The sequence below is a fragment of the Pseudomonas sp. GL_091 genome, from assembly GCF_057837725.1.
The window spans coordinates 2,871,186-2,889,651 of record NZ_CM174451.1 but is presented as its reverse complement, the minus strand read 5'-3'; the positions used below and the strand labels follow the sequence as shown (position 1 = coordinate 2,889,651).

Below are 18,466 nucleotides of genomic sequence, written 5' to 3'. Positions count from 1 at the left end.
TCAGATGCTGGCGTACATTTTTCGGCGACTGTTGCTGATCATTCCGACCCTGTTCGGCATCTTGCTGATCAACTTCGTGATCATCCAGGCCGCCCCGGGCGGGCCGGTGGAGCAGATGATCGCCAAGCTCGAAGGCTTCGAAGGCGCCACCAGCCGCATCGCTGGCGGCGGTGCCGAAGTCTCGGTGGCAGGCTCGGCCTATCGCGGCGCCCAGGGCCTGGACCCGGCGCTGATCAAGGAAATCGAGCACATGTACGGCTTTGACAAATCGGCGCCGGAACGCTTGTGGATCATGGTCAAGAACTATGCGTCCCTGGATTTCGGCGACAGCTTCTTCCGCGACGCCAAGGTCATCGACCTGATCAAGGAAAAGATGCCGGTGTCGATCTCCCTCGGACTATGGAGCACGCTGATCATGTACCTGGTGTCGATCCCGCTGGGGATCGCCAAGGCCAAGCGGCACGGCAGCCACTTCGACGTCTGGACCAGTTCGGCGATCATCGTCGGCTACGCGATCCCGGCATTCCTGTTCGCCATCCTGCTGATCGTGGTGTTCGCCGGCGGCAGTTACCTGGACTGGTTCCCGTTGCGCGGGCTGACCTCGAACAACTTCGACGAGTTGAGCATGGGCGGCAAGATCCTCGACTACTTCTGGCACCTGGCGCTGCCAGTGACCGCGCTGGTCATCGGCAACTTCGCAACCATGACCCTGTTGACCAAGAACAGCTTCCTCGACGAGATCAACAAACAGTACGTGATCACCGCCAGGGCCAAAGGCCTGACCAACCGCCGCGTGCTGTACGGCCATGTGTTCCGCAACGCCATGCTGCTGGTGATCGCCGGTTTCCCCTCGGCCCTCATCGGCATCTTCTTCACCGGTTCGTTGCTGGTGGAGGTGATCTTCTCCCTCGACGGCCTCGGCCTGATGAGTTTCGAAGCGGCGATCAACCGCGATTACCCGGTGGTGTTCGGCACGCTGTTCATCTTCACCCTGCTCGGACTGGTGGTTAAACTGATCGGCGACCTCACCTATACCTTTGTCGATCCGCGCATCGACTTCGAAAGCCGGGAGCATTGAGATGAACCTGTCCCCTCTCAATCGCCGACGCTACGAACTGTTCAAGGCCAACAAGCGTGGCTGGTGGTCGCTGTGGCTGTTTCTGATCATGTTCGGCGCCAGCCTGGGCGCCGAGTTGATCGCCAACGACAAGCCGCTGGTGGTGCACTACGACAACAACTGGTACTTCCCGGCGCTCAAGCGCTACCCGGAAACCACCTTCGGCGGCGAATTTCCGCTGGAGGCCAACTACAAGAGCCCGTACATCCGCGAACTGCTCAAGGCCAAGGACGCCTGGGTGCTGTGGGCGCCGATTCCCTACAGCTACCAGAGCATCAACTACGACCTGAAAGTCCCGGCCCCGGCCCCGCCCTCGACGGATAACCTGCTGGGCACCGACGATCAGGGCCGCGACGTGTTGGCCCGGGTGATCTACGGTTTCCGCATTTCGGTGCTGTTCGCCCTGACCCTGACCGTGCTCAGCTCGATCATCGGCGTGATCGCCGGGGCCTTGCAGGGTTTCTACGGGGGCTGGGTGGACCTGGCCGGGCAGCGGTTCCTGGAGATCTGGTCCGGACTGCCGGTGCTGTACCTGCTGATCATCCTTGCCAGTTTCGTGCAGCCCAACTTCTGGTGGTTATTGGGGATCATGCTGCTGTTCTCGTGGATGAGCCTGGTGGACGTGGTGCGCGCCGAATTCCTGCGCGGGCGCAATCTGGAATACGTGCGCGCCGCCCGCGCCCTGGGCATGCAGAACGGTGCGATCATGTTCCGCCATATCCTGCCCAACGCGATGGTCTCGACCATGACCTTCATGCCGTTCATCCTCACCGGCGCCATCGGTACGCTGACCGCCCTGGACTTCCTTGGTTTCGGCCTGCCGGCGGGTAGCCCGTCCCTGGGTGAACTGGTGGCCCAGGGCAAATCCAACCTGCAGGCGCCGTGGCTGGGCATCAGCGCCTTTGCCGTGCTGGCCTTGATGTTGAGTTTGCTGGTGTTCATCGGCGAGTCCGCTCGCGATGCCTTCGACCCGAGGAAGTGAAATGAATCAGAACAATCTGATCGAAGTGCGCGACCTGTCCGTCGATTTTGTCGTCGGCAATCGCTGCCAGCTGGCGGTCGAAGGTGTCAGCTTCGACATCAAGCGCGGTGAAACCCTGGCTTTGGTCGGCGAGAGCGGTTCCGGCAAATCGGTCACCGCACACTCGATCCTGCGCCTGCTGCCCTACCCGCTCGCGCGGCATCCGTCCGGCACCATCTTGTATTCCGGGCAGAACCTGCTGGACCTGAAAGAAAAAACCATTCGCCACATTCGCGGTAACCGGATTGCGATGATCTTTCAGGAGCCGATGACTTCGCTCAATCCGCTGCACTCGATCGAGAAGCAGATCAACGAAGTGCTGGGCATCCACAAGGGCCTGACCGGCAAGGTCGCGACCAAACGCACCCTGGAGCTGCTGGAGATGGTTGGCATCCCCGAGCCGCACAAGCGCCTCAAGGCCCTACCCCACGAATTGTCCGGCGGTCAGCGCCAGCGGGTGATGATCGCCATGGCCCTGGCCAACGAGCCGGAACTGTTGATCGCCGACGAGCCCACCACCGCGCTGGACGTGACCGTCCAGCTGAAAATCCTCGAATTGCTCAAGGAACTGCAGGCCCGCCTGGGCATGGCGCTACTGCTGATCAGCCACGATTTGAACCTTGTGCGAAGAATTGCGCATCGCGTATGTGTCATGCAGCAAGGTTGCATCGTCGAACAGGCATCGTGCGAAGAATTGTTCCGCGCGCCGCAGCATCCGTACACTCGGGAACTGCTGGCAGCGGAGCCCGGCGGCAAGCCTGCAAGCAACGTGATCGGCCCGCCCTTGCTGGCGGTCGAGGACCTGAAAGTCTGGTTTCCGATCAAGAAAGGCCTGCTCAAGCGCACGGTGGATTACGTCAAGGCGGTCGACGGCATCAACTTCAGCCTGCCCCAGGGCCAGACCCTGGGGATCGTGGGTGAAAGCGGTTCCGGCAAATCGACACTGGGCCTGGCGATTTTGCGGTTGATCGCCAGCAAAGGCGCCATTCGTTTTGAAGGACAGCAGCTAGACTGCCTGACGCAGCAACAGGTCAGGCCGCTGCGGCGGGAGATGCAGGTGGTGTTTCAGGACCCGTTCGGCAGCCTGAGCCCGCGGATGTGCGTGAATGACATCGTTGGCGAAGGCCTGCGGATCCACAAGATGGGCACCGCGGCGGAACAGGAACAAGCGATCATTGCAGCACTCAAGGAGGTAGGCCTGGATCCGGAAACCCGGCACCGCTACCCCCACGAATTTTCCGGCGGGCAACGGCAGAGAGTCGCCATTGCCCGGGCATTGGTGTTAAAACCGGCGTTGATTTTGCTGGACGAGCCGACTTCGGCCCTCGACCGCACGGTACAACGCCAGGTAGTGGAGCTTTTACGTTCACTGCAAACCAAGTACAACCTGACGTATCTGTTTATCAGCCATGACCTGGCTGTGGTGAAAGCGCTGAGCCACCAGTTGATGGTGGTCAAGCATGGCCAAGTGGTCGAACAGGGGGACGCGCAAAGCATTTTTGCCGCCCCCCAACATCCGTATACACAGCAGTTGCTGGAAGCCGCTTTTCTGGCTCCGGCCACTGCGCAATAACCTGAAAGAGGAGCAACACATGGGTTTTCTCGCCGGTAAGCGCGTACTGATCGTCGGTGTCGCCAGCAAGCTGTCCATCGCATCCGGCATCGCTGCCGCCATGCATCGCGAGGGCGCTGAGCTTGCCTTCACTTATCAGAACGACAAACTCAAGGGTCGTGTCGAAGAGTTCGCACAAGGCTGGGGTTCGAGCCCTGAGCTGTGCTTCCCGTGCGACGTGGCCAGCGATGAAGAAATCGCCAAGGTCTTCGAAGAGCTGAGCAAGAAGTGGGACGGCCTGGACTGCATCGTGCACTCCGTAGGCTTCGCCCCGGGCGACCAACTGGACGGCGACTTCACTGAAGCCACCACCCGTGAAGGTTTCCGCATCTCGCACGACATCAGCGCCTACAGCTTCGTGGCCCTGGCCAAGGCTGGCCGCGAAATGATGAAAGGCCGCAACGGCAGCCTGCTGACCCTGTCGTACCTGGGCGCCGAGCGCACCATGCCCAACTACAACGTGATGGGCATGGCCAAGGCTTCCCTGGAAGCTGGCGTACGTTACCTGGCCGGCTCCCTGGGCCCGGACGGTACTCGCGTCAACTGTGTATCGGCTGGCCCGATCCGCACCCTCGCCGCTTCCGGTATCAAGAACTTCCGCAAGATGCTGGCCGCCAACGAGGCGCAAACCCCGCTGCGCCGCAACGTCACCATCGAAGAAGTCGGCAACGCCGGCGCCTTCCTGTGCTCGGACCTGGCGTCCGGCATCAGCGGTGAAATCATGTACGTGGACGGTGGTTTCAACACCACGGCCATGGGCAGCCTCGAAGAGTAATCTTCGGTCAGCCAAAAAAACCCGCCTCTTTTGGCGGGTTTTTTATGCCTGCGATTTCCCCGGGCGATGCAGCCCCCCTGTAGGAGCGAGCTTGCTCCGGGCGGCGTTCCGACGAAAAACCCGGGCACGCCGCGTTCATCCAGACTGCGCGCGTTATCGTTGACGACCTTCGCGAGCAAGCTCGCTCCTACAGGGTTAGTGTTGTGTCAGACATTGCGCAAACAACTGCTGAATCGGCTGCATCCGCTGGCTGTAGCGCTGCAACAACACAATCTCTCGATAGAAGGTCAGCTCGCCCAAACGGATCACCCTGACTTTCGCCCCATGCTCAAGCCACAACCCGGCCTCCGGCAACAGGGAAACCCCCAAGCCGCACTCGACCATTTTGACAATGGCCTCCAGTTCATCCAGCTCCAGCGCCACGCGCACCTCAATCTTCTGTTCGCGCAGAAACCGCGTCACCAGCCGCCCGCCAAACGAATTGCGGTCGTAGCGCACATGAGGGTGTTCGGCGAGCAGTTGTAACGGATCTTCGCCGTCCAGGTCCGCCGGTACGATCAGCACGAAGGGTTCCCGGCGAATCACCTGCGCGGACAACTCCTTGGGCAACTCAAACGGCGGCTTGATCAGGATCGCCAGGTCCACTTCTCCCGTGTCCACCTGGCTCAGCAGGTTCAGTGACACACCGGGCACCAGCTTGGGTTCCAGCAATGGCGCCTGCTGGCGCAATCGCAATAAAGCCTGGGGCAACAGCCCGGTCTGGGCGGTCGCCACCGCGCCGATTTTCAGTTCGCCACGGTACTCGCTGACATCGTCACTGACAGCCATGCGGCTGAAGGTTTCGAGCATTTCCCTGGCCATCGGCAACGCCCGCTGCCCCGCCGCATTGAGCAGCGCCTGGCGGCCGGTGCGGTCGAACAGACGGATGCCAAGGGCCTGTTCCAGATTGCGAATCTGCGCACTGACCGCCGATTGCGTCAGGCCAATGTGCATGCCGGCCGCGGCGAACGTGCCGTAACGCGCCACTGCGATAAAGGTTTTCAGTTCTCGCAGCATGGCGGCCTCGATTGATCGAAATTATTTGAGCTCGACGCAAAAATTATCGTCTTTCAATCAAAAAGCACAGGGCTAAACTCGACACATTCCCACCCACCAACGAGGTTCGCCTGATGCAATTGTCCCCTTTTCACCTGGCCATCCCGGTCTACGACTTACCGGCCGCCCGACATTTCTATGGTTCAGTGTTTGGCCTGGAAGAAGGTCGTTCCAGCGAGCATTGGGTCGATTTCAATTTCTTCGGCCATCAACTGGTGATTCACCTGGCACCGAAAAGCCCTGCGCAAGAAGCCGCGCACACCAATGCCGTGGATGGTCACGATGTGCCGGTGCCGCATTTTGGCGTGGTGCTCGGGATGGCCGAGTGGGAGGCGCTGGCCGAACGGTTGAAGTCACTGGGGACTCGCTTCGTGATCGAACCGGGGATTCGTTTTCAGGGGCTGGTGGGTGAACAGGCGACGATGTTTCTGTTTGATCCTTGCGGTAATGCGCTGGAGTTCAAGGCGTTCAAGGACATTGGGCAGTTGTTTGCCAAATAGTTGTCTGTCAGGACGCCTTCGTCGGATCGCCGCCCGGAGCAAGCTCGCTCCCACAGTGGATTTGTGGCGTTCACAAAATCTGTGGGAGCGAGCCTGCTCCGGGCGGCGATCCGACGATGAGGCCCGCCAACACAACACCGCCCTAACGGCTCATCAAACGCTCGGCCTCACCCAGCAGTTCCTCGATTGAGTCATGAGCAGTGGGGTCATATTCGACCTGGGTAACGCTGAACCGAATGTCATAACTGCGATGCGCCGTAGCGTTGCGTTCATCGAGAATCTCATTGAGCCGTACCTTGATCGCCGCAATCTCCACGACGCTGGAACCGGTCAGCAGCGCCACGAACCGGTCGCCTTCAAGTCGGCCGACCACATCGCTTTCACGAAAGCCGATACGCAGGACATCGGCGAACGTCTTCAGCGCATCGTCACCTTTGGCCCGGCCATACAGATAGCTCATGCGCTTGAATTCATCGAGGGTGAAGTACAGCAGCGTCGCCGGCGTCCCCAGTTCCCGGCAGGCGTCCAGCCCGAGCCGGGCCAGCGCGGTGAAACCATGGCGATTGGACAGCAGCGTCAGCTCATCCATGCTCGCCATCTGCACGCCTGCCAGCTCTTGCTCGGCCCGGCGAGCCAGATCGCGCAGCCGTTCACGTTCTTGCTGTGGCGTGAGCAACGGGTTGGCGGATCGGCCCGTTTTGCCCGTTTTGCCTGAGATCAACATCGTTCACTCCTTGGCGGGTATGCACGTTAGAGTCGCCCGTACCCACATTGACTCCCTGTTAGCGTGCCGTTGGTCAGCTACCTGCCACCGGGCACGGCCCTCCTGCATCGGCCCAGCGTTTGAACCGGGTGACGAAGATATCGTGGGGCACCGGTACCGGCGCGCGATTGCCGCCGGGGTTCCAGCCCCACAGCACCAGCTTGTCGTCGCTGACGTGCTTGATCAGCGCGGCAAAATCCCGATCGCCGTTGCTGGAGCGGTCCTTGATCATCGCGCACAGCCGATCGGCTGGCAGGCCAATCCAGGCCATCCGCTGCGCTGTTGGCGGCAGGCTCCAGTGCGGCGCCCCGGGTGGCGCGTGCGGACCGTAACTGGCCGGCGAATTGCTTTGGCCATGGCAGGTTGCACAGGGCAACCCGGCCGAGCCCTTGCCGTCCATGCCCCGCACGACATTCATGGCGTGGGGCACGCCAGCATCGAATTGCAGCGGCGAATCCCCGGGAATGTGGCAGTTCTGGCAACGAGGGCTCTGGAAGACTTTCTGCACGGTGTCGAACGCCTGCAAGGCCTCGCGGTCTTCGGCGAACACGTGCGATGCGTAGACTACGAGACAGATCAGGATCACCGTCCCAAGCAACCAATGATGTCGTTTCATCTCACACCCCCGACAGCTGCAGCGGCAGCTCCCGCAGGCGCTGCCCGGTCAGGGCAAACACCGCGTTGGCCACCGCCGGTGCCGTGGGCGGCACACCGGCTTCGCCGATACCACCGGGTTTGTCGCTGCTGGGCACGATATGCACTTCGACCACCGGCATTTCGTTGAGCCGCAGCACCTGATAGTCGTGGTAGTTGGACTGCACCACCTGCCCGTCCTTGAGCGTCAGCTTGCTGTGCAAGGCGAAGCTGAGGCCAAAGGTGATGCACGACTCCATCTGCGCGGCGATGCTCTGCGGGTTGACCGCAATACCGCAGTCCACCGCACACACCACCCGGTGTACGCGGATGGCGAGGTTGTCCTGGGACACCTCGGCCACTTGGGCCACGTAGCTGCCGAACGATTCATGCACTGCCACACCCAGGGCATGGCCGTCCGGCAGAGGCGCCTTCCAGTTGGCCTTCTCCACCGCGAGGTTCAGTACACCGAGGTGGCGCGGATGGTCCTTGAGCAAGGTGCGCCGATATTCCACCGGATCCTTGCCGGTCGCCGTGGCCAGCTCATCGATCAGCGACTCCATGACAAACGCGGTGTGGGTGTGCCCCACCGAACGCAGCCACAACACGCTGATGCCGGTTTTCGGTGAGTGCAGTTCGATCTGGTGATTGGCCAGTCCTTCGAAGTAAGGGCTGTCGGCCACGCCTTCGACGGAGGTCTTGTCGATCCCGTCCTTGACCATGCTCGCTTCAAGCGAAGTCCCGGCCATGATCGACTGCCCGACCATCACATGCTTCCAAGCCAGCGGCACACCGTCAGCGCCCAGCCCGATACGCGCATGGTGCAGGAACGCCGAGCGGTAATAGCCGCCGCGGATGTCGTCCTCCCGCGCCCACACGGTTTTCACCGGTGCACCGGCGGCCTTGGCGACAAACACCGCTTCGCTGACGAAGTCCGAAGTCGGATTGGCCCGGCGCCCGAAGCCGCCGCCGAGAAATTCGGTATGGATCTCGACCTGTTCGGGTTTGAGCCCGGTGATTTTCCCGGCGACCATTTGGTCCAGGGTCTGGAACTGGGTGCCGGTCCAGATTTCGCATTTGTCCTTGGTGATGCTCACTGTGCAGTTCAGCGGCTCCATCGGCGCGTGGGCCAGATAAGGCACGCTGTATTCAACGTCGATTTTCTTGGCCGCTTTCGCCAGCGCAGCCTGGGTATCGCCCGCCTGACCGGCGTTCATGCCGGGAGTGGCAGCGAGTTTGCGGAAGTTTTCCAGCAGCGCCCGGCTATTGAGCCCGGCGTTCGGCCCCGGATTCCACTCGATTTTCAGCGCATCGCGCCCCAGCTTCGCCGCCCAAAAATGATCGGCAATCACCGCGATGCCCGTCGGCACTTGCACCACTTTGTGCACGCCCGGAATCGCCAGCGCTTCGGCGCCTTCAAAGGATTTGACGCTGCCGCCGAAGGTGGGTGAACGGGCGACCATCGCGGTCATCAGCCCGTCAAACTGCACGTCCATGCCGAATTTCGCCCGGCCGGTGATTTTCTCCGGCGTGTCCAGGCGCTTGGTGGGCTTGCCGATCAGCCGCCAGTCCTTTGCGTCCTTGAGTTTGATCGAGGCTGGGTCCGGCCGTGGCAATTGCCCGGCGTCATCGGCCAACTCGCCATAGGTGGCACGCTGTTCACCGGCAATGACCACCCCCGACTCTGTATGAATCTCGGACGGCGCAACGTTGAAACGCTTGGCCGCCGCGTCGATCAACATCAAGCGCGCCGCCGCGCCGGCCTGGCGATAGCGGTCGAACTCCATCCAGGTCGAGGTCGAGCCGCCGGTGATCTGCATCCCGCCAAAGCCGGGCAGGCCGTAATCGGCGGCTGAAGCCGGGGAATGCTCGACGCGGATCTTCGTCCAGTCGGCGTCCAGTTCTTCGGCGATCAGCATGGTCAGGCCAGTCCAGATGCCCTGGCCCATTTCCGAATGCCCCAGCAACACGGTGACGCTGTTGTCATTGCCAATGCGCAGGAAAGCGTTGGGTGCAAACACGTTGCCCTGGTTCTCCGCGCCCATGGCGAAACGGTGGGCACCGGGCATGGCAAACGCTACCACCAGCCCACCGCCCAGCATGGCACTGCCCTTGAGAAAACCACGGCGCGATAACGCGTTGATGCTGTTCATGGCCACCTCAACCCAGCTCGGCAGCGCGTTTGACCGCCGCGCGGATCCGCGGGTAAGTGCCGCAACGGCAGATGTTGCCGGACAGCGCCTGATCGATGTCGCTGTCGGTCGGTTTAGGAATTTTCGCCAGCAAGGCCGCCGCCGACATGATCTGCCCGGACTGGCAGTAGCCACACTGGACCACGTCAAGTTCTGCCCATGCCTGTTGGACCGGGTGCGAACCGTCTGCGGAAAGGCCTTCGATGGTGAGTATCTTCTGTCCATCGGCCACGGCCGTGGCCGGTGTGATGCAGGAGCGCCGCGGAGCGCCATCGACGTGCACGGTGCAGGCCCCGCATTGGGCGATGCCGCAGCCGAATTTGGTGCCGGTGAGGTGGGCGACATCGCGCAAGACCCAGAGCAGCGGCATGTCGGCGGGGACATCCAGCTCCTGATCCTGGCCATTGATGTTCAGGGTGAGCATGGCGCGGTTCCTCAGACTCAGGGTGATCTGAAGGGGCGTCGCTGCGGCCTTGTCCAACCTGCGCGCGCCTCGGGTTATCCCTTCAGCTAAGCGCAAATTTGCCGGCAGACCGTGGCGCATCGACCACCGGTCATGAAAAAGCCGCCTCGAAGGGCGGCCCTGAAGGTCTTGGCTAGAGCCTCGGCCCCAATAAAATGCCGGTGTAGCGCCAGACAAAAACACCGAAAGCGCTACACCACAGCAACGCCGACAGCGCCAAACCCTGACCGGAAAAAGGCACCAACCACACTCGACATACACCCGCCAGCAACAACAGGGCAAACCCCGCAACGATCGCCTTGGACGGCTGCAACAAGCGGCCGGTATGCCCCAGGCTGACCCGCGCAATCATCGCCAGAACCAACCCGCCGATGCCGCCAACGGCCAGTGAATGGGTGGCCAGGCTTTGCTGCGGCATCCAGCCCAGGTGCCACAGCGCCATGGCCAGCGTCGCCACCGCGAGCCAGGCGTAGGCCAGGTACAGCGACCACAGCAGCGGCACGCGCCACAGGCCACGATCATGCCAGCGCCACAATCGCAGCAGATGCAAACCGCTGATCAACGCAAACAACAGCGCCAGCCACACCCGTGGGACGTCATTCAAACCGGCGGCAAAGGACACCGCCGCCAGCATGGCGCTGATCAGCAACACCTTGCCCGGCAATGGATGGGCCGCAGGCGTTGCGGGACGGTTCAAGCCGCGCTGGATAAAGAACGGAATCACCCGCCCGCCGATCACGCTCATCAGCGCGCCCACCAGCCACAAGGCAGCCATCACGCCATGTCGTTGCAGATTGGCGTCATCAACGGCGAACCCCAGCAACGTCAACGCCTGACACCCGGCCAGCAGCGTCACCATCAACAGAATCGGATAATTCTCGCGCTTGCCCGCGGCCAGCAGATCGCGCCCCAACCCCCACGCCAGCAACGGCAGAAATGGAACCTGCAAGGCCAGCAGCAAGGGCACAGGTATCGGCAGGCACCAGGCCAACCGTGCCAGCAGCCACACCAGCACCAGGCCGATCAGCGGCCAGCCCTTGAGCCCCGGCCGACCGGTCCAGTTGGGCACCGCCGTCAGCAGGAACCCGGCAATGATGGCCGTGGCAAATCCGAAAGGCATTTCATGTCGATGCCAGGCGAGCATGCCGCCCACCGGTTGCGCACCGGGTAAACGACCGTACAGCCACAAGGCCCAGATTGCGATGGCGAGGGCTGCGAACCCGGCCCCGGCCAGAAAGAAGGGTCGAAAGCCCAGGCTGAAGACCGGTGCAGCCGCCAGTTTGCGCATCAAGCCACCACTCGGGCCGGGAATTGGCTCAGGCGATACTGGGAAAGCAGGCGCATCACGTATCCGATTTTCAACAGGGTCGGGCCGAGAATGGTCATGGCGTGCATGGCCACCAGCACGACGATCGACAGGTGACCGTCGTAAAGATAGGCACCGTAGATACCGGCCAGCAGCATCGCCATGCCAGCGCCGAGCACACGGCTCGATAAGTCGAGAACATTCTGAGGATTGCTGAAGAAATTGAACATTTTGCGTACTCCTGAAGGCGTTCAGTTGTACGTTTACCTCATCAAGTCCCGTGCCAGGTTTTTACCCCTTTAAATCCAGGTACTTGCGCACATACGAGTCATAACGACCCACCACACAAATAGTCTGTTTGACTCCATTTAAAGTCATTTCGACTACACCTTCGCAGCCCTGTGGCAATTTTCTCGATCTACGGTACGGCCAGACGAGCAGAGCCTGACTACGCTGAAAGTCCGGAACATGCGTTACCTGCAGAGGAGCTGGCACCATGCTACGCGTACAAAAACTCACGCCCTGCCTGTGGTTCGACGATCAGGCCGAAGAAGCGGCGAAATTCTATTGCTCGATCTTCGACCACTCGAAAATCACTGCCATCACCCATTACGGCCACGCCGGATTCGAGTTCCACGGCCGGCCAGAGGGCTCGGTCATGACCGTCAGCTTCGAACTCGACGGGCAGAGTTTCACCGGCCTCAACGGCGGGCCGTTGTTCACGTTCAGTGAAGCGGTTTCGTTTCAGGTCAATTGCCTGAGCCAGGAAGAAGTCGACCATTACTGGGGCAACCTGTCGGCCGGTGGCGTGCCCGAGGCCCAGCAATGCGGTTGGCTCAAGGACAAGTTCGGGCTGTCGTGGCAAATCGTCCCCGTGGCGATGATGGACATGATCAAAGACCCCGACACGAAAAAATCCCAACGGGCCATGCAGGCGATGATGCAGATGAAAAAACTCGATATTGCGACGTTGCAGCGCGCCTTTGACGGCGAGAGCTAATACACTCGGGCGCTGACCTGCCGAGGAGTGAGCGAGCATGAAGCACGCCGTTGCCAAGAACGCCGACAAGGCCCCGCGCTTCTGGCGCGATGATGCCCTGCCCTTCATCGAAGCCCGCTCCATCGCCGACGGGCGCGAAGTCTGCTACACCCGGCACGCCCACGAGCACTTTTCCATCGGGGCGATCACCGCCGGGCGCAGCACCTATCTCCATGAGCAGTCGGCGTTCGAGGTCAGCGTCGGCACCGTCGTGCTGATGAACCCCGGCGACGTCCACGCCTGCAATCCGATCGAAGACCAACCCTGGTCGTACCTGATGCTGTACGTCGATACGCCGTGGCTGACCGATTTGCAGCATCAGCTCGGGTTCAGCGATGACGCGGCGTTTCGCCGCTTTTCGCTGACCCATACCCGGGACACCCACCTGTTTGCCGGCCTCGCGGGCTTGTATGAAGTGCTGGTAGATCCACAGAAAGACGTGCTGCGCAAACACAGCGTGGCCGTGGAATTCTTTACCGAGGTTCAGCTACGACTCAACCCGGCCAACCCGCCGCTGCGCGAACCCAACTTCAAGCTGGAGCGCGCGGCCGACTACATCCGCGACCACTGCACGCAAACCCTCAGGCTCGAAGACATTTGTGAGGCGGCGCAACTGTCGCCGTCCTACCTGATCCGCGCCTTCAAACAGCATTACGGCATGACACCCCACGCGTTCCTGGTGAACCGGCGCATCCAGTTCGCCCAGGATCAATTGCGCAGCGGCAAGCTGATCGCGGACGTGGCACTGGAAGCGGGGTTCGCCGATCAGGCGCATTTTCAACGGGCGTTCAAACAGCATTTGGCGGCGACACCGGGGCAGTATCGGGGGTGGGACATTGGCTGAGTCTGTGACCTGACTAAATCTGTGGCTTGGTTGAGTCTGTGGCGAGGGAGCTTGCTCCCGCTCGGCGGCGAAGCCGTCGCAAAACCTGCATGCAAGATTTGTCTGAAGGAACCCGGGGGCCGCTTCGCAGCCCATCGGGAGCAAGCTCCCTCGCCACAAAAGCTGTGCGGCAAGCATTCTCGCCACAGCATCCGGCCGTTACGGCAACAACAGGTACACCGCACTCACCACCAGCAGCAACGCCATGGCGCGATTGAACAGGCGCATACCCGCCGAGTTATTCAGAAAACCGCGCAAAAACGTCCCGGCATATGCCCAGCAACCGACCGACACATAGCAGATCACCAGATAAATCGCGGCGAACTGCCAGACCAGGCGCGCCTCGCCATCGGCGACAAACGCGCCCATGCCGGCCACGCAGGCCAGCCAGGCCTTCGGGTTGAGCCATTGCATGATGGCGCCATACAGCATCGACGGCGCCTGGGCCGACTCACTGGCCTGCACCTGCCCATTGTCGGCCGCCAGCTTGAAGGCCATGTACAACAGAAAGGCTACCCCCGCCCATTGCACCACCTGGGTCAGCGCCGGCCAGCGCTGCAACAACTCATGCAGGCCCAGGCCCATCAGCACCAACAGCAAGACAAACCCCAGGGTGGCCCCGGCCACGTGACGCTGGCTGGCCCTGAAGCCAAAGCGCGCGCCAGAACTCAACGCCACGATATTGACCGGCCCCGGCGTGATGGAAGCGACCAGCGCAAACGCCGCCATGGACATCATCAGACTCATTGCACACCTTCTTCCATCGAATTGAACAAGGCCCTCAAGGTAAAGAGCCGAGCGGCTCGCGTATTGAAGAAAACTGCCCTGCAGCGCTATGAGTAATAGCCAACGACGTTTTTCACCTTGCCCAGGGCAACCCGCAGCGAGTCCATGTCCACGGAGCCCAACGCCAGGCGTATCGCGTGTGGCACATGGGCCGAAATCGCAAAGGGCTCGGCCGGCGACACCGACACCTGCTCGCGCATCAGCGCCATGGCGATCTGGTCGGCCCGGGCGTCTTCCGCCAACGGCAGCCAGATGAAGTAGGAGTTCGGGTGACTGATGGTCCTGAGCCCTGCCAGCACCTCACGGGCCAAGGCTTGCCGCGCCCGGGCGTCCGCGCGTTTTTGCGCCTCCAGTTGGCTGACGGTGCCGTCGTCGAGCCAGGCCGTAACGATGGCGGTCATCACGCCCGGGGTGTTCCAGGTGGTCGCCATGATGGTGCGCTCGAAGGCGGCGACCCAATGCGCGGGTGCGGCGATGAAGCCAACACGCAGCCCGGTGGCGACATTCTTCGACAGGCCGGACACGTACACCGTCCTCTCCGGCGCCAGCTCGGCCAATGGCGGCGGTACATTTTCGGCCAGGAACGCGTAGGCCGCGTCCTCGATGATCGTCAGGTCATGCCGGCGCGCAATCGCCACCAACTGCTCGCGCTGATCGAGGTCCATCACCCAGCCCAAAGGGTTGTGCAAAGTCGGCATCGAGTACACAGCCCGTACCGATCGGCTGCGACAGAGTTTTTCCAGGGCAGGCAGATCAGGCCCGGTATCCGTGACCGGAATCGGCAAGACTTCCAGATGCAGGGTTTCGGCCAGGGTCTTGAAACCGGGATAGGTCAACGCATCGGCGGCGATCACGTCGCCGGGCTTGAGCAGCGTCATCATCGCCACCGCCAGGCCATGCTGGGCGCCGCTGACGATCAACACCTGTTCGGCCGGCACGCTCAGCCCGCGGTCAAGCAGATGGCGCGCGACCGAAGCCCGCTCGTGCAGGCGTCCCGCGTGAGGCTGATAGCGCAGGAGCGATTCCAGGTCACCGGACAACGCCAGTTGACGCAAGGCCGTGCGCAACAGGTCGGCCTGACCGGGCAATGACGGGTAGTTGAAGTTCAGGTCGATCATCCCCGCCGCCACCACGTGCTGCGAGATGCCCTGCCCCGGCGGCAGCGAGGTTTCCCTGACAAAGGTCCCGCGTCCGGTTTCACCGCTGACCAGGCCCATGCCCTCCAGCTCGGCATACACCCGGCTGGCGGTCACCAGCGCCAAACCATGCTCTGTAGCCAGTTGCCGGTGAGTCGGCAGGCGCGTGCCGGGCGGTAAACGACCGGAGCGGATGTCGGCGGCAAAGGCATCCACCAGGGTCTTGTAGCGGGATCGAGGCATGTCGAGATGTATCCATGACAATTTTTTGATTGTATCGATAGTCGCTCATACGATGAGTTTCGTGCAATCAGACAATGAGCGTGAGCCAAATGGAACGGACCTCGAACCTGCAACACCGGACGCTGGAAAACAGCACCAACGGCTGGATCAATGGCCTGATCGGCGTGGTGATCTTCAGCGGCTCGCTGCCGGCGACACGGGTGGCGGTGCTGGAGTTTGATCCGGTGTTCCTGACGGTCGCGCGCGCGACCATCGCAGCGATCCTGGCGCTGTGCCTGCTGTGGTTATTCAAGGAAAAACGCCCGGCGCGCCAGCAACTGATACCGCTGATCATCGTTGCCCTGGGCGTGGTCGTCGGCTTTCCCCTGTTGACCGCGCTGGCGCTGCAATACGTGACATCCGCGCACTCGATCGTCTTCGTCGGCCTGTTGCCCCTGGCGACGGCGGTGTTCGGCGTCCTGCGTGGCGGCGAGCGGCCACGGGCGGCGTTCTGGATTTTCTCGGTGCTGGGCAGCCTGCTGGTGGTCGGGTTTGCCCTGTCCCAGGGGCTGACCGCCTCCCCCCAGGGCGACATCCTGATGCTGCTGGCCATCCTCGCCTGCGGTCTGGGCTATGCCGAAGGCGCGAAGCTGTCGCGCGCCCTGGGTGGCTGGCAGGTGATCAGCTGGGCGCTGGTGCTGTCGCTGCCGGTTGTGGCGGTGCTCAGCTGGATGCGCATGCCGGATTCGTTCACCGGCATCAGCACGCCGGCCTGGTTCAGCCTGGCTTACGTCTCGCTGTTCAGCATGCTGATCGGTTTCGTGTTCTGGTACCGCGGCCTGGCCCAAGGGGGCATCGCCGCCGTCGGGCAATTGCAGCTGCTTCAGCCGTTTTTCGGGCTGACCCTGGCTGCCACCCTGCTGCATGAACAGGTCAGCGTAGGCATGCTGGGTGTCACCGTCGCCGTGATCCTCTGCGTCGCCGGGGCGAAAAAGTTCGCCAGATAGCCCCGTGTACGGTGGTTTGCACCCATGACTGTATGGGTCTGGCCAAGGGTAAGCCGTGATAGAAATAGCGTTCTTGCTACAGGAGCCCACCATGGACCTCGCCACCCTCACCCTGTTTCTGCCGGCCTGCTTCGCCCTCAACATGGCACCCGGCCCCAACAACCTGCTGTCGGTCAGCAATTCGACCCGCTATGGCTACCGTACCGCCTGTGTGGCCGGCATCGGCCGGTTGCTGGCGTTCTCCGGGATGATTGCCCTGGCCTCGGCGGGGTTGGCGGTGGTGCTGCAAACCTCCGAGCTGCTGTTCTACGCCATCAAGATCCTCGGCGCGGCCTACCTGTTCTACCTCGCCTGGCAATTGTGGCGCGCCGATCCGGGTGTCGAAAACGTTGCCACCACAGCCCCCGTGGGCACGCTGGCGCTGGCCCGGCAGGAATTCCTGGTCGCGGCCGGCAACCCCAAGGCCATCCTGATATTCACCGCATTCCTGCCGCAATTCGTCGACTCGACCCACGCCATTGCGCCGCAATTCGTGGTGTTGGGTGCACTGTTTCTGGTGCTGGAATGGATCGCCATCGGCGCTTACGCCTACATGGGCCTGCACATGCGCCGCTGGTTCGCCAGGCCGTCTGGGAAGCGGATGTTCAACCGCTGCTGCTCGGGGTTGCTGTCGGCGGCGGCTTCGGTACTGCTGATGGCCAGACGTGCCTGAAGGATTTGCACTTAATGTGGGAGCGGCGGTGCTGTGTGTAATGAACGAAATTCACTGTCGATTCTCCGGTGGAGGTCGCCCATGACGCGATCTATGCTGCACCCATGAACCTACAAAAAACGCTGCTTCCACCCCGTGCCGAGATGGTTCGCGCCATGCTCGAACGAGACACTTCCTACGAGGGGGTGTTTTTCACGGCGGTCAAGACCACAGGCATCTTCTGCCGCCCCGGTTGCACCGCTCGCAGCCCGAAGCCTGCAAATGTCGAGTTCTTTGCCAACGCCGAACAGTGCCTGGCGGCGGGCTATCGCGCCTGCCTGCGCTGCAAACCACTGGACACCGCCGCCAGCGCGCCGGACTGGGTGCAGGCACTGTTCAAATCGGTAGACGCCGACCCGGAGCAGCGCTGGACCGATGCTCAACTAATGGCCGAAGGCATCGAACCACTGAAACTGCGCCGCTGGTTCAAGCAGCATTTCGGCATGACCTTCCACGCCTGGCTGCGCGCCCGGCGCCTGGGCATGGCATTGGGCGGGATCAGGCAGGGCGACTCCATCGATGACGTCGCTTTCGATTCCGGCTACGAGTCCCTGAGCGGATTTCGCGATGCCTTCCAGAAATCGTTCCACATCACCCCGGGCCGGGCGGCCAACAGCGAGCCGCTGCTGTTCACGCGCCTGACCACGCCGCTGGGGCCGATGATCGCCATGGCCGAACGGCGTGGGCTGGTGCTGCTGGAGTTTCTCGACCAGGCATCGCTGACCCCGGCGGTCGAGGCGCTGCAAAACCGTTTTGGTTATGCCGTGGCGCCGGGGCACAACACGCATTTGCAGCAGATCGAAGAACAATTGTCCGCGTATTTCGCCGGCATGCTCATTGAGTTCAGCGTGGCCTTGCACATGCCCGGCAGCGAGTTCTCCCGCCGGGTCTGGGCCGAACTGGCGAAGATCCCCTACGGCCGGACCACCACCTACGGCGCCATCGCGGCGAGCCTGGGCAAACCCGGTGCCAGTCGGGCGGTGGGCCTGGCCAACGGGCATAACCGCTTATCGATTGTCGTGCCCTGCCACCGGGTGATCGGCGCCGACGGCTCGTTGACGGGCTACGCTGGAGGCCAGCCGCGCAAGGCGTTTCTGCTCAGGCTGGAAAACGCCGCGGTACAGCTCACGGAGCAATTGGCGTTCTGATCCCCCCACAGATTTTT

Annotated in this window: 19 protein-coding genes; 10 read left to right on the top strand and 9 right to left on the bottom strand. The window is 62.1% G+C overall.

Features of this window, described 5'->3' with window-relative positions; translation table 11 throughout:
* Positions 1–4 precede the first annotated feature (4 nt).
* Genes AC3ITY_RS13245 through fabI form a run of 4 tightly spaced genes read left to right on the top strand, consistent with a single transcriptional unit; the run spans position 5 to position 4,525 of the window.
* On the top strand, positions 5–1,078 hold the full coding sequence (locus AC3ITY_RS13245) for a microcin C ABC transporter permease YejB (RefSeq protein WP_489309725.1): 1,074 nt from the start codon (positions 5–7) through the stop codon (positions 1,076–1,078).
* Position 1,079: 1 nt separating this feature from the next.
* Positions 1,080–2,099, top strand: coding sequence for an ABC transporter permease (locus AC3ITY_RS13240; protein ID WP_223459471.1), 1,020 nt, complete (start codon positions 1,080–1,082; stop codon positions 2,097–2,099).
* Position 2,100: 1 nt separating this feature from the next.
* The gene (locus tag AC3ITY_RS13235) at positions 2,101–3,711 is read left to right on the top strand and encodes an ABC transporter ATP-binding protein (protein WP_489309723.1); all 1,611 of its coding nucleotides are present in this window, start codon (positions 2,101–2,103) and stop codon (positions 3,709–3,711) included.
* 19 nt (positions 3,712–3,730) lie between these two features.
* The gene (fabI, locus tag AC3ITY_RS13230) at positions 3,731–4,525 is read left to right on the top strand and encodes an enoyl-ACP reductase FabI (protein ID WP_057398455.1); all 795 of its coding nucleotides are present in this window, start codon (positions 3,731–3,733) and stop codon (positions 4,523–4,525) included.
* 195 nt (positions 4,526–4,720) lie between these two features.
* On the opposite strand, the gene AC3ITY_RS13225 is transcribed toward fabI, so the two are convergent.
* A complete protein-coding gene (locus AC3ITY_RS13225; protein ID WP_489309720.1) occupies positions 4,721–5,581 on the bottom strand; it encodes a LysR family transcriptional regulator in 861 nt (286 codons plus the stop codon).
* A gap of 113 nt (positions 5,582–5,694) precedes the next feature.
* Between AC3ITY_RS13225 and AC3ITY_RS13220 the strand changes: the two genes are divergently transcribed.
* On the top strand, positions 5,695–6,120 hold the full coding sequence (locus AC3ITY_RS13220; protein WP_223459466.1) for a VOC family protein: 426 nt from the start codon (positions 5,695–5,697) through the stop codon (positions 6,118–6,120).
* Between the two features lie 142 nt (positions 6,121–6,262).
* On the opposite strand, the gene AC3ITY_RS13215 is transcribed toward AC3ITY_RS13220, so the two are convergent.
* The 6 genes from AC3ITY_RS13215 to AC3ITY_RS13190 form a co-directional block, all read right to left on the bottom strand.
* The gene (locus AC3ITY_RS13215; RefSeq protein WP_489309718.1) at positions 6,263–6,844 is read right to left on the bottom strand and encodes a GGDEF domain-containing protein; all 582 of its coding nucleotides are present in this window, start codon (positions 6,842–6,844) and stop codon (positions 6,263–6,265) included.
* Between the two features lie 73 nt (positions 6,845–6,917).
* Positions 6,918–7,499 carry a hypothetical protein gene (locus tag AC3ITY_RS13210; RefSeq protein ID WP_489309716.1) on the bottom strand — a complete coding sequence of 194 codons (582 nt, stop codon included), beginning with the start codon at positions 7,497–7,499 and terminating at the stop codon, positions 6,918–6,920.
* Between the two features lies 1 nt (position 7,500).
* Positions 7,501–9,669, bottom strand: a complete 2,169-nt coding sequence (locus AC3ITY_RS13205; RefSeq protein ID WP_489309714.1) for a xanthine dehydrogenase family protein molybdopterin-binding subunit — start codon at positions 9,667–9,669, stop codon at positions 7,501–7,503.
* Positions 9,670–9,676: 7 nt separating this feature from the next.
* Complete coding sequence (locus tag AC3ITY_RS13200) at positions 9,677–10,132, bottom strand: (2Fe-2S)-binding protein (protein WP_489309712.1); 456 nt, start codon at positions 10,130–10,132, stop codon at positions 9,677–9,679.
* A 172-nt stretch (positions 10,133–10,304) separates the two neighbouring features.
* Positions 10,305–11,459, bottom strand: coding sequence for an NnrS family protein (locus AC3ITY_RS13195; protein ID WP_489309710.1), 1,155 nt, complete (start codon positions 11,457–11,459; stop codon positions 10,305–10,307).
* A complete protein-coding gene (locus tag AC3ITY_RS13190) occupies positions 11,459–11,707 on the bottom strand; it encodes a transmembrane sensor/regulator PpyR (RefSeq protein ID WP_489309708.1) in 249 nt (82 codons plus the stop codon). Before AC3ITY_RS13190 ends, AC3ITY_RS13195 begins: the two co-directional genes overlap by 1 nt.
* 266 nt (positions 11,708–11,973) lie before the next feature.
* On the opposite strand from AC3ITY_RS13190, the gene AC3ITY_RS13185 reads away from it, so the two are divergent.
* Positions 11,974–12,477, top strand: a complete 504-nt coding sequence (locus AC3ITY_RS13185; protein WP_489273306.1) for a VOC family protein — start codon at positions 11,974–11,976, stop codon at positions 12,475–12,477.
* A 37-nt stretch (positions 12,478–12,514) separates the two neighbouring features.
* Positions 12,515–13,360, top strand: coding sequence for an AraC family ligand binding domain-containing protein (locus AC3ITY_RS13180; RefSeq protein ID WP_489309706.1), 846 nt, complete (start codon positions 12,515–12,517; stop codon positions 13,358–13,360).
* Positions 13,361–13,558: 198 nt separating this feature from the next.
* On the opposite strand, the gene AC3ITY_RS13175 is transcribed toward AC3ITY_RS13180, so the two are convergent.
* Both AC3ITY_RS13175 and AC3ITY_RS13170 read right to left on the bottom strand, forming a co-directional pair.
* Positions 13,559–14,146 (bottom strand): LysE family translocator, encoded by a 588-nt coding sequence (locus AC3ITY_RS13175; protein ID WP_223458098.1) that lies wholly within the window; start codon positions 14,144–14,146, stop codon positions 13,559–13,561.
* Between the two features lie 86 nt (positions 14,147–14,232).
* Positions 14,233–15,564, bottom strand: a complete 1,332-nt coding sequence (locus AC3ITY_RS13170) for an aminotransferase-like domain-containing protein (protein WP_489309703.1) — start codon at positions 15,562–15,564, stop codon at positions 14,233–14,235.
* 89 nt (positions 15,565–15,653) lie between these two features.
* Between AC3ITY_RS13170 and AC3ITY_RS13165 the strand changes: the two genes are divergently transcribed.
* The 3 genes from AC3ITY_RS13165 (at position 15,654) to AC3ITY_RS13155 (ending at position 18,449) form a co-directional block, all read left to right on the top strand.
* A complete protein-coding gene (locus AC3ITY_RS13165; protein ID WP_489309701.1) occupies positions 15,654–16,550 on the top strand; it encodes a DMT family transporter in 897 nt (298 codons plus the stop codon).
* Positions 16,551–16,641: 91 nt separating this feature from the next.
* Complete coding sequence (locus AC3ITY_RS13160; RefSeq protein ID WP_489309699.1) at positions 16,642–17,262, top strand: LysE family translocator; 621 nt, start codon at positions 16,642–16,644, stop codon at positions 17,260–17,262.
* A gap of 104 nt (positions 17,263–17,366) precedes the next feature.
* A complete protein-coding gene (locus AC3ITY_RS13155; protein ID WP_489309697.1) occupies positions 17,367–18,449 on the top strand; it encodes a bifunctional transcriptional activator/DNA repair enzyme AdaA in 1,083 nt (360 codons plus the stop codon).
* The last annotated feature ends 17 nt before the right edge of the window (positions 18,450–18,466 follow it).